At 46.1% G+C, this 12,251-nt stretch carries 10 protein-coding genes; 3 read left to right on the plus strand and 7 right to left on the minus strand.

What is annotated here, in order from left to right; genetic code table 11:
• On the minus strand, positions 1 to 2,241 hold the full coding sequence (locus AAEU32_RS14870) for a heavy metal translocating P-type ATPase (RefSeq protein WP_421971320.1): 2,241 nt from the start codon (positions 2,239 to 2,241) through the stop codon (positions 1 to 3).
• Between the two features lie 207 nt (positions 2,242 to 2,448).
• Complete coding sequence (locus tag AAEU32_RS14875) at positions 2,449 to 3,105, minus strand: cupin domain-containing protein (protein ID WP_421971321.1); 657 nt, start codon at positions 3,103 to 3,105, stop codon at positions 2,449 to 2,451.
• 205 nt (positions 3,106 to 3,310) lie between these two features.
• Between AAEU32_RS14875 and AAEU32_RS14880 the strand changes: the two genes are divergently transcribed.
• Positions 3,311 to 4,000, plus strand: coding sequence for an alpha/beta fold hydrolase (locus tag AAEU32_RS14880; protein ID WP_421971322.1), 690 nt, complete (start codon positions 3,311 to 3,313; stop codon positions 3,998 to 4,000).
• Between the two features lie 93 nt (positions 4,001 to 4,093).
• Here the strand turns inward: AAEU32_RS14880 and AAEU32_RS14885 are convergent, their stop codons facing one another.
• The 4 genes from AAEU32_RS14885 to AAEU32_RS14900 all read right to left on the minus strand — a co-directional run bounded on the left by AAEU32_RS14885 (position 4,094) and on the right by AAEU32_RS14900 (position 10,373).
• On the minus strand, positions 4,094 to 6,235 hold the full coding sequence (locus tag AAEU32_RS14885; RefSeq protein ID WP_421971323.1) for a multicopper oxidase domain-containing protein: 2,142 nt from the start codon (positions 6,233 to 6,235) through the stop codon (positions 4,094 to 4,096).
• 312 nt (positions 6,236 to 6,547) lie between these two features.
• Entirely contained in the window at positions 6,548 to 8,161 is a 1,614-nt protein-coding gene (locus AAEU32_RS14890) for a Na/Pi cotransporter family protein (RefSeq protein WP_421971324.1), read from the minus strand.
• A gap of 102 nt (positions 8,162 to 8,263) precedes the next feature.
• Positions 8,264 to 8,896 carry a lysoplasmalogenase gene (locus AAEU32_RS14895; RefSeq protein ID WP_421971325.1) on the minus strand — a complete coding sequence of 211 codons (633 nt, stop codon included), beginning with the start codon at positions 8,894 to 8,896 and terminating at the stop codon, positions 8,264 to 8,266.
• A gap of 124 nt (positions 8,897 to 9,020) precedes the next feature.
• Entirely contained in the window at positions 9,021 to 10,373 is a 1,353-nt protein-coding gene (locus AAEU32_RS14900; protein WP_421971326.1) for a M24 family metallopeptidase, read from the minus strand.
• 227 nt (positions 10,374 to 10,600) lie between these two features.
• On the opposite strand from AAEU32_RS14900, the gene sigZ reads away from it, so the two are divergent.
• Both sigZ and arsH read left to right on the plus strand, forming a co-directional pair.
• Positions 10,601 to 11,155, plus strand: a complete 555-nt coding sequence (gene sigZ, locus AAEU32_RS14905) for an RNA polymerase sigma factor SigZ (RefSeq protein ID WP_421971327.1) — start codon at positions 10,601 to 10,603, stop codon at positions 11,153 to 11,155.
• Between the two features lie 77 nt (positions 11,156 to 11,232).
• The gene (arsH, locus tag AAEU32_RS14910; protein ID WP_421971328.1) at positions 11,233 to 11,967 is read left to right on the plus strand and encodes an arsenical resistance protein ArsH; all 735 of its coding nucleotides are present in this window, start codon (positions 11,233 to 11,235) and stop codon (positions 11,965 to 11,967) included.
• Between the two features lie 96 nt (positions 11,968 to 12,063).
• Here the strand turns inward: arsH and AAEU32_RS14915 are convergent.
• Positions 12,064 to 12,251, minus strand: a 188-nt coding sequence (locus AAEU32_RS14915) for an integrase core domain-containing protein (RefSeq protein ID WP_421971329.1), incomplete at its 5' end; no start/stop codon positions are given.

The raw sequence follows: 12,251 nt of genomic DNA on the forward strand, positions 1-12,251 counted from the left end.
CTAGTGCTCTTTAGCTTTAAAAAAGCGCAGTCGATTGGCGTTGGAGACCACGGTAACTGACGAAAAACCCATCGCTGCGCCGGCGATAACAGGGCTTAACAGCACCCCAAAGAAGGGATACAAAGCCCCCGTCGCAAACACAATACCGACACTATTATACGCAAATGCGCCAAACAAATTTTGTTTAATGTTACGAAGCGTTGCCTTACTCACTGCAATTGCATCAGCAAGGCCGTGCAATGAGCCGCGCATCAAGGTGATGTCGGCACTCTCAATCGCCACATCTGTACCGGTGCCAATAGCGAAGCCCACATCGGCCAGTGCTAGAGCTGGCGCATCATTGATACCATCGCCTGTCATACCAACAACATGACCTTGCAGCTGTAATTGCCTTACCTTGTCAGCTTTATCTTCAGGTAAGACTTGTGCGACAAATTCACCTATTCCCACTTTAGCTGCAACCGCGGCGGCGGTGTCGTTATTGTCTCCGGTGAGCATGATCACCTCTATGCCATGCGCTTTTAAACGTGCAATTGCACCCACTGAATCATCTTTGATGGGGTCAGCAACGGCAATGATCGCCGCCAACGTTCCATCAACTGCAAAGTACATGGGCGTTTTCGCCTGTTTTGCCAACTCTTGCACGCGATGCACATAGTCATCACAGGCAATTCCCCGCTCACTCATCAACTTTTCATTGCCAAAGAGCAGCGCTTTACCATCACAGCGACCTTCAACGCCCAACCCTGTAAGTGCGTTAAAGCCCTCTATTTTTAAAAGCTCAACTTGCTGCTGTTGCGCACTTTCAACAATGGCCTGCGCCAATGGATGCTCGGAACCACTCTCTAAGCTTGCAGCCAATTGCATTACGCTGTGCTCATCGTCGCCGTGGACCAGAACAATATCAGTGACCTTAGGTGCTCCTTCGGTAATGGTGCCCGTTTTATCCAATATCATAGCGGTGATTTTTGACGCACTTTGCAGCGCCTCACCATTGCGGATCAGCACGCCTGCTTGAGCTGCTTTCCCTACTCCTACCATCACCGACATGGGTGTTGCCAACCCAAGCGCACAGGGACAAGCGATGATCAGCACGGTAGTTGCGCTAACAACCGCAAACGCGATGCTAGGCTGGGGGCCAAAGTTCAGCCACGCAAGTGCACTGAGCACACAAATAATCATCACCGAAGGTACAAAATAGGCCGAGATGACATCGGCCATGCGCCCTATGGATGGCTTAGAGTTTTGCGCCCTTTTGACCATGTCAATAATGTGCGCTAACGCAGTATCTTTACCCACGTGCGTTGCCGAAAAAACCACCATACCAGATTTATTAATCGTACCCGCGGCCACCTCATCACCTTTGCCTTTTGCAACAGCCATGGGCTCACCTGTGAGCATTGACTCATCAACCGCTGTATGTCCTTCAAGTACGACCCCATCAACCGGAATTTTCTCTCCCGGCTTCACTTTAACGGCATCGCCTTTTAGCACGCTCTCAATAGCTATACGCACTTCTTTGCCATCTCTGATAACGGTTGCTGTTTTGGCCTGTAAGCCAATAAGGCGCTTTATCGCTTCAGATGTTTTACCCCGAGCTTTGACCTCTAAGGCCAAACCTAAATCAACCAATCCGATGATCATCGCAGTCGCTTCAAAGTATACATGTCGCGCCATCATCGGCACTGCATCAGGTATAAACACCACAACCATGGAGTACAACCACGCCGTTGCTGTGCCAAGCGCTATTAACGTATCCATATTCGCTGAGTGATTTAGGAAGCTGCGCCACGCACCAACATAAAAATGACGACCTGCAAAATACATGACCACCAAGGTTAGAACGCCAACCACCAGCCAAGCCAGACGCTCATTGGTGGTATTAACCGTCATAGCTCCACCCAATAAACCATATAGCATGAGTGGCACGCCCAAAGACAAAGCGATAACAGTGTGGCGAATGAGTTTTTTGTAATATGCCCAGTCAGCGGCCTCTTTCTCATCAAACGCATCATCAACATCACTGGTGTCAAAAGCTTTGGCGTTATAACCCGCAGATTCTACTGCGCAAATGAGTGTTTTGATGTCAGCAGTACCAGTAACCACAACCGTCCTGTCAGCAAAATTCATCTGTGCATCTTCAACGCCATAAGTGGCCTTCAGCGCTTTTTCTATTTTGCCCACACAACTTGCGCAACCCGCACCTTCTATTAAAAGTTGTTGCTGGCGTGACTTTGACATACATATCTCCTTGCTAAGAGTACGCACAATAAATTCGCTAAATCATAAAGTGATATTGATGCTTAAGGCTACAAGGTGTTGCCTGCAACAATTGCTTATAAATCAAGTCTAGACCTTGGACTAACACCAAGGTCAATTGTAATTGCTAGTAAGCTGATATTTTTGTCGATAAGAAAGGTGATTGTGGGAGATCACAGCAGAGCAAAGTTAGGGCTCTAATGGCAGATGCCCTACCTTAACTAATATGATTGTTTCATCGTTAACGTGAGGTGAGTGCTCACTCATGTGTGGGCTGCGTATCCACGTACCTTTGGGGTATGAGCCATGCTCATCAATAAACTCGCCACTGAGTACTAAAATCTCTTCGCCGCCAAAATGCCTGTGAGGTACGAATTGCTCCCCCTGTGGCCATTTAACTAGCGCCGTATGTTCGTGAATGTAGCTGTGTAATGGCATTACTTGTAGGCCTCCTTGGCCCTGCTGCCACTGCGTTTCATTGGTGTTGATGCGTACCGTGCTTGAGTCATGCTCATCAAACTGATTGAGTTTTACGAAAATGACACAGCCTTGTTCGCTAAAAGGCGCGTGAACGCTGCCCGGCGGGTTGCGAATATAAGTACCTGCTGGATAATCACCGTGCTCATCACAGAATACACCTTCGAGTACAAATATTTCTTCACCCAAAGGATGCGGATGAGGTTTAAAGCGCGATCCTGCTTCGTATTTTACGATGCTGGTCGTATGTCCTGACTCCTTTTCCTCTCGTTCTAAAGGCTTACGCCAAACGCCTTTGGCAGGGCTCGCCAGCCAAGGTTGATTTGCCGTTTCGATGGCCAGCTTTTGGGCAAAGTCCATGTTTAACATAGTGGGTTCCTCTTTCGCTCTAATGAGGGGCAATAGCAAACATACTACAGTAGCCACATGTTAGTTCACTTCATTCCTGCAAATAACCTTTATTTGCACACTATTCACTCAATCACCGTAAAAACCCCCTCAGCACGAAAGTACTATATCCAGAGCAGGTTAATTTTTATACTTTGTAAATGAAATGTTAAACTGGAGAACACCAATGATACGCATACTTACTCTCTTAGTCCTGTGCTTAAGTGCATGTACCACGGCCTTTGCAGCGTGCCGCGATAACGTTGTTTTGGTACATGGCAATACCGCATCCCCTTCAAGTTGGAACAACACGATTAACGCATTGCTCAGCAAGGGCTATTCAAGTAGTGAAATTTTTACCCCTAACTGGGGTTCGAAATCTTGTGCCAGTTGCAATGATCACAATGGCAGCGAAGAGACACCGGTGCGCAGCGCTATCCTCTCTGCCATTAACCAATCATGCACGGGCAAAATTGATGTCATCGGCCACTCAATGGGAGTCACCTTAGCTGCACAACAAATCTATAAGCTGGGGATGGCATCAGATGTGGATACCTTTGTAGGCGTTGCGGGAGCGGCTCGAGGTTTACTCAGTTGTGGGGTTTACCCATACAACGTGTGGAATAGCACTTGTGGTTATTATGGATTATCCGTTGGCAGCCCTTTCCTTAATAGCATTTATGGTAAGGCATTGGGCGATAAAGTGTATTCCATTAAGAGCTACTCGGATCAAATCGTTTGCTCAACAGGAACCTGTTATGTGTATGGCATTCACAGTAGTCGCTTGTGGGGGGAAAACGCATCATACACCTATGTTCTGGGTCATTTTGGATTACAAACTGATACCTATGTGAAGCAAGTAAGTTTGATTCAATAACCCACAGATACTCAGCTTCGTGCGTGAATAAATGGGCCGCATAACGCGGCCCTGTTTGTTTACTTGGTGATCTAATTATCGCCGTGTGACTTACTATAAACTGCCACACACCTCAGGGGGCTGAGCAACAAAATCGGCTAATGCAGGCGCGCTTATAGCTGTGACACAGAAGGTCACCGACACACTGCCTTTTGCTGTTTGCGAGCTGGTAATGGTGGTAACGCCATCAGCGTTAGTTGGCGCACTTGATTGAATTACCTCATTAAAGGTGCCACTAAACTCGCCACTCACCGTTGCACCGGCAATGAGATTGCCTTGGTCGTCTTCAACAATCACGGTGGCACTTCCTGCCTTGAGCCCTCTAGCGAGCGATACCGTGCTTACAGTAATACTTCTCACTTGAACCTGGGTGCCCGCCACGCTCTCTAACGTGGTTGCAGATGCAAGGTTAGAGTTAGCGGAGGTACCGTTGGCATTACTTGCATTAACCTGATAAAAATACTCGGTTTGTGAAAGTAAATTACTATCTGAATATTGGGACTGGTTCGCTGCAACACTCGCAACTGGCACGAAGTTCACACCATCGCTAGAGCGCAGCACATCAAATCTATCTTCATTGTTAGCATTATCTGTCCAACTCAGATTAATTTGGCTGGCCGATATGGCTGTCGCACTAAGGCCAGTAGGCGGTACAGGTGGTTCAGAGTTGCCATTTGAGAATGGGTAATAGGGTGAATACGTAGCACTGATATCACCGTTAACGGGGAATGTCGGCGGCGCTTTTCCACCGATAACATCTAGCCAGCCCATCGCGCCTTGGTCTTCGTGTTCAAGAATATGACAGTGCATAATGGTTCTGCCGTCATAAACAGAGGAAGTTGCTGGGTCTAAGTTAAAGCGAATGCTACAACTGTCAGACACCACGTCATAATATTCCCCGTCTTCAAAATCACCGCAGTTTCCTTGCACCTGCACGTGGTAAATATGCAGATGGAACGGGTGGTTCGTCGCGCCACGTAAACTCCATTCATGAACACCACCTACGTTCAATGACAACGTTGGGTCGTTGATATCAAATGATTTACCGTTAATGGTTCGAGCACCCATTCTGATGGTGGCTGTACCGTCTAAAGTAGCCCCTCTTAGGTCTTTTAAATACGCAGGTCGTTTTGACTGCCACGTTGATACACCATCTTCAGCAAAAGGACTCGGTTGTGTATTTGTAGTACCGTCTACAAATATCTGTGCCATGGTATTGGTGCCTAAAGAAATGCTGCTATCACCACTACAGCGCACCGCTAAATCTGCACGAGACGCTCCCGTTAGATTAATGGAATTGGTAGTTAACATCTTCGGCACTTCTGTGCGCCACACCCCATCTCGAGCCAGCAGTGCCACTTCACACGACTCACCGACATTCAAATTCTTAATTCGAGCATCACGATCAGCCACTAATATGCGCCAATGCTGCCACGTGTTTGGCGGTAAACATAAGTTTGCTGACACTTTGCCATTAATGGTCCATTTAGGAGTAAAGTCGCCACCTACAATCGTATCGCCACCAGTGCCTGCTACAGAAGAGTCTAAATACCCCATAACCAGATGGCGTTCTTGCATTGCGGCCACGTTAGCGGGGATGTCATCTTGACTGTCGTCAATAATAATCATGCCGAAGGCACCACTGGATACTTGTAAGAAGGTCGAGCCATGTTTGTGGGCGTGATACCAATATGTGCCCCCCATGTGATCAGCGGGAATATCCCACACATAATCACCACCAAAACCACCTTCAAAATAGCGTGTTACATCATCTGAAGGAGATTCCCCTGAAATATGAAGGCCATGAGTATGAACGTTTGTTATATCAGGGTCTTTGTACACATTATGCTCTGGTGAAGGAGCTTGATAAGGCAATAAGTTTCTAAACTGCAAAACGTACTTTTTACCTGGCTGCATAATGAATGTCGGTGCGGGTATTGAATACTCTCGCCCTTGCTGCCTGTACGCCCGCGTTGTTAATGTTTCACCATTAATAACAAACGACGCCTCGCCCATTTCTAACGTACCGCTGTAATACTCTTCGGGGTTAGCTGCTGAAACCGGATGGTGAGTCCATTCGAACACGGGTGGGTCTAACACCACGTTGCTCGCAGGACATTGGCTGGCTAAACTCCAACCACTAAAAGATATGAGTGTTAAGAATATAAAGACACGCCGCACATGTGCTGTAATCATTATTAGTTCCCTTTTGTTGTTGTACTTGCACAACACTCGCCATTCCCTAAGGTATTAAGGTAACAATCTGCAGGATGAGTTTCCCTTGCTGACAACTACTCGAGGTAAACACTTCAATGCGTTGCTAATAAACGACAAGCATTCAAAAAGCCTCAACTTATTCTGATTGTATGTAGCTGAGACCCGTAAGTTTGAGTATATGTGAATATTCATCAATGTCACTGTATTGATATTTGGTACAACCAGCTGGCAAATTAAGCCTCTCCTTGGAAGTTAAACATACTCACAACGCGACTTCAGTCGCCACCCCCACTACACCTCGGTACTTTTATGCGACGACATTTTATGTAAGTTCAATAGCTTATCTTTGAGTCTTTGAGAGTAGGTGACAAAGTTGGTTAGTGCGCCCGCGTCTTTGCGATTGGTGTCAGCTAGGAGCATCAGTAGTTTACGTTGGGCCTGATTAAGGTGAAGCTGTAATACCTTCGCCGCTTTATCAATACCATCACTCTTACCTTCGTCAGGATGCTCACTGGTTTGACTGAACAAGGTTAGGGTGTCGCTCGAGAGCTCTCTGATCAAAATCAAAATGTCACTGCGCAACTCAATGAATTGTTCATTCATAATGCGCTTACTCTCAAACAAGTCACTAATCGAGTCGTGAATTTGGAACAAATAATCAAAGCGATTAATTTGCAGCATTAATTCCTTAGACTGCTCTTCATCGTTGATTTTACTAACAATATTAGTGAAGTAAGTGATGTACTCTTTTTCCACAAAACGAACATATTCCAGCCGCTTATGAGCGGTATCTTCAATGCCTTTGTAGTTAGTTTCTAAACTGAGCGTAACTTGGTTGTAGTTCTCTTTTAGGAAGTTGAGTAGCTGCTCATTGACGTGCTCAAGCCTATCGATAATGTGTTCAAACTCCTCATCTTCTTGATAGGTAGGCAACTCTAGGCGCTCAAAATCCATCTTCCCCTCCCCTAACAAGAAATCAACAAAGCGCGTGAAGGGCGTTAGGAAAATAATAAAGATTAAACTCGCCACTACGTTGAAAATAAAGTGGATATTCGCCAAAGCAATAGCGGGGTCAATGGTAATGTCACTGAGTTTATAGCCAAATAATAAAATCACGGGTAAAAACAGCAACACCCCACCCACGTTAAACAAAAAGTGACTAAGCGCCGCCTTTTTAGCGGCGATATCCATGCCAAATACGGCAATCATCGCCGTCGCTGTGGTGCCAATGTTAGCGCCCATAATGATGGGCACTGCATTCTCAAGGCCCAACACGCCTTGTTGAGTAAAGATAATAGCTAAACCTGTTGTTACTGAGCTCGATTGCACCAATGCGGTAAATAAGCAGCCCACCAAAATGGCTATCAGCGGGTTTTGCGGTTGCGTTAATATATCAATCAGCGCTGGGTTATTTTGCAAGGGTGCGAGCGACGACGAAATCAAATTCAAGCTAAAAAACACAAAACCAAAATAGAAAATGGCCTTGCCAAAAATTGAAAAGCGGTTGCGCGTTAACGACAAAAAAAAGCCGATAATAATGATCACCGGCGCAAATACAGTGAGTTTAAAGGCCACCAGCTGTGCGGTAATCGTGGTGCCAACATTCGAGCCAAAAATAATGCCCACACTGTTTTTGAACGTTAACACCCCAGCATTAACAAGACTAATGGTGATAACCGAGGTAGCCGAGCTTGATTGAATAAAGGCTGTAACCACAGCACCAATTAGCACGCCTATGATGGGGATGTTCGTTGCCTTACTTAACGACTTACGAAAGCGCTCGCCAGAAATACTCTCAATCTCTCGAGAGAAATTCTCCAACCCAAAAATAAAGAGAATAATGGCGGTTAGCCCTGCCATGGCTATCGTCAGGTTTTCCATGCGCGTATAAGGTACTGATATCATTAATCAACATTGATACAAAAAGCATAGATTTGGGGTGCTATTTGCGCAATGATCCAGCACAAACTAACACACACTAAGTGAGCGCTTAGGTTTTGGGGGAAATTAATTCGTTAGGCTCAGTGCAATCAAGGTTTGTGCTAAGTAGTACGTGAGCAGGATGGCAGGTTGGCTCCAGATATAACTTTTTATAAAGCGACGGTAAGCTAGAATAGAGTCTGACACCATAAAAAACAGTGCCCCCACAAACGTAAACACGCCCAATTGGTAATCGGATACTTGATAGAAGTTATAACTGGTGAGCACCATTAAAGTAAGTGCCGCGGCGTAGGCATAAACAGGAATACGTAACCTGCCTAATTGCTTGTTTAATATGGCTATTAATAACCCAGCATAAACAAGTAACGCCACCAGCAACATCGTACTCAACGCAAACTCACAGGTGTGCGTAAAAGCAACCACATACGCCACATGAGCAAAGAAGAACGCTATCAGCCCTTGCAAGAAATAGTCTTTTTTGAGCATCAAGAAGATGTCGCCGAGCAAAGACAACACCAACCCCACAAACACCCAGTAATGCACAGCCGTAAGCGTGCTAGTTTGTGACCACGCTAAGGCAATAATCAACACGGTTGTTAAAGGTTTAAAAACATAACACAGTGCGTCTTTTTTAAGGCCATCGAAAGCAATATGACTGAGCGCAGTGATGAAGATAAAAGGCAGTAAGATATTGAACATAATCGGTATTCTAAAAAACCAGTGCGACCAACATACGCACGAAGAGTGCAAAAAACAACAACGCCGCATTAGTCTAGTAATGACCAACACGGCGTTGTTGTAATAATCTCAATTGCGCGTGGTGTTAACGAATAACATGCCATGTGGTTTGACGCCCAGCCAAGTACCACACATCTTTGCCATCAAATACTGCGCCTTGCTCTAGCTTAATTTGCAGCCATTGATTATCCCACTCGGGCACCTGTGTTTTTATATTTCCTTCAATAGCATAGGCGGTATTGCCGTACAACGGCCAATCGCCTTGCACTGGGGTTGGCCCTTGGTTATCCCACATACCAATGGTTGGCCCCGATGCATGACCCACAAAACCTAACGGGTGAGTGTAAGTGCTGCTCAGAATGTTGGCCGCTTTGCTGTCTTTAATGGTGTTAGCCAGTATCTCGTTGCCCGTTAGCCCTGTTTTGAAGTTGCTGGTGAGGATATCTTGCCAACGATTACCTATCGCCAACGCATTTTTGAGCCCTTGTGGCACGTCGGTTTCACCCAGTTTAAGTACATAGCCCATTTCTTGGGTATCAGTGCAAAGGTTCAAGTAACAAATACCCACATCGGTGTGCAATACATCCCCCGGAAGAATCACGCGGTCGCTTTTACCCATGTACACATCGTCTTTTTTGGTGTCATCGCCTTGGCGTTGAATATTCACATAAGGTTGGAACCAAGGACGCAGTTGTAGCTCTTCAAAACGTTCACGAATGTACCACGCCACATCGTCGGTGGTGGTCGCCCCTGGGGTAATCACTTTATTTGAGAATGCCTCAGCAATTACACGACGTGCAATTGTCACCGCCTGTGGATACACATTGAGTTCCTTGTCGCTGCGCGTTTCTAACCATCGCACCACTAGATTTTCAGCGCTCACCAAACGCTGTTCATACTTCTTCGGTAGGTACTTAACAAGCTGCTGGTGCAAGCCAATGCTTAAGCCATCTGCCAAGGCCCAATCTTTACTGATATTAATGCCAATACGCTGAGGATCTCGCTCTGCCACGACCTCTGCTAAGCGTTGCCATTGGTCTTGCAATGTGCCGCCTTCCCACACCGTTGGGTAAAGCTCGCCAATGGGGTAACGACTCACACTAAAGCGCTCAATACTGCCGTCTTCTTGCTTAGCGAATACCAATATAGTGGTTCGCCTTGCTGCAAAAGTCGGTTGCGGCACCAGTGTGTAAAACAAACGGTCTTCCCCGTATTCACGGTTGACCACCAGCCACATGTCCAAATCCGCCTCGCGCATTAACTGTGGCAGTAAGTTATCCAGCCTGTCTGTAACCATCTCATTAATCGGTGCCACACGCTCTTTAAACGACAAGACATCCGGCATCTCGCTAATTTCGCGACCCTGTGAAAATTGCTCAGCAGCAACAGAGGTGCAAAGGCCTAAACAGACCAAAAGTGAACCCAGTAGTGTTTTCATTGTTATCCAAGGTATTATTTAACTGGCTGTAAGTTAATCAAAACTATATGAGGTTGTGGGCGTAAAACCAAATGGATTGCGTTGAAATAAGTACATCGTAAAAAAGGCATGCAAAAGCAATAGCTTTCATACTTTGAATATGGCAAAACTAGGGAGTTGCACGTACACGATGAAGGTCTTTTTGGCTGGGATTACTGGCATACCTTCAGACATACAGAGGATGTAATATGCGTATAGAACAGATTTGGGCCGAGTATAAACACAGCTTGCGTTCCTTCTTGCGAAGTAAAATAGCCAACGAGGCCGATGTAGAGGAATTGCTGCAAGAAATCTTGCTCAAAACCCATTTGCACCTGCACCAGCTAAAAGACCAACGCAGTATAAAGTCTTGGCTATTCCAAATTGCGAGAAACACCATCACGGACTTTTATCGCCAACAGTCTCATCAACAAGATGACCTATTGTTTGACGTTGCAGACGCGCCAGAATACTCCATAAAAGCCGATTTAATTAAATGTATAGAGCCTTTTTTGCAGGCGATGCCCGAAGCTCAAGCTGATCTGATCAGAAAAATAGACTTAGAGGGCCACTCGCAAAAGCAAGAAGCGCAACGATTGGGGATCAGCTACTCCACTCTTAAGTCAAGAACACAAAAAAGCCGAGCTGAACTTAAAATACTCTTTGAGCGCTGCTGTGACTTTGAGATTGATAAACACGGCAACCTCATCGATTACCATCAAAAACCGCGAGGCAAAGAGTCACATACAAAAAACATACGCTAGCCTGAGCAAAAACTTTCGTCTTTATCATGGTTATTACGTCTTATTAGGTGCAGATACAAACGCCATTAGGAGATGTAATGAATTACCTACGTAAACACAGTTTCAACGTTATTCCCGAGCACACCGAGTTCAATACCCACAAACCTCGAGTATTGATTCTGTATGGCTCACTCAGAGCGCAATCAATCAGTCGTCTCGCGGCACAAGAGGCTGCAAACATACTGACGTATCTGGGCGCAGACGTAAAAATATTCGAACCTAAAGACCTCCCCTTATTTGACTACGGCGAGTCAACGTCGCACCCCAAAGTGCAAGAGTTGCATGAGCTTGTTGCGTGGTCAGAAGCACAGGTGTGGTGCTCGCCTGAGATCCACGGCACCGTGTCAGCAGTGCTAAAAAATCAGATAGATTGGATCCCCTTAACATTGGAAGCCGTCAGACCAACCCAAGGTAAAACGCTTGCAGTTATGCAAATATCTGGCGGTTCACAAAGCTTCAATGCCGTTAATAACATGCGCATATTGGGGCGCTGGATGCGCATGCTAACCATACCCAACCAATCTTCCGTAGCCAAAGCTTGGCAAGAGTTCAATGAAGACGGCACAATGAAAGCGTCGCCCTATCGCGACAGAATAGTCGATGTAATGGAAGAGTTGATGAAATTCACCATGTTAACGCGAGACAATCGCGAGTGGTTAGTTGACCGCTACAGTGAAAGAGCCCCTGCCACCCAAGAATCAATACGCGCGGCAGTTGAACAAGCAAACATACCCTCACTCAACGCACAAAGCTCATGCTGCGGCTGTTGCTAGCACCTACTATCAGGCGAGCTTAGAGCTGCAGCTAGGAACAGTAGTAAAATAACAGCATTAGCTACAGCTAATGCTGCAAACCTGTCCACTTCCCCGTTAATGACACAGTTCTAAATTAGAATTTTCCAGTTTTTCTCGGTAAGCTGCCGGCGGCAGGTTATCCAGACTTTCATGGGTTCGTTCTTCGTTATAATCCAATCGCCAGAACCAAGCCATATCTTGCACTTGGCTGAGATTCTCAAACAAGTAGGCATCAAGAAACTCTCTGCGGAATGAACCGTTAA

Source organism: Pseudoalteromonas maris (assembly GCF_049257235.1).
GTDB lineage: Bacteria > Pseudomonadota > Gammaproteobacteria > Enterobacterales > Alteromonadaceae > Pseudoalteromonas.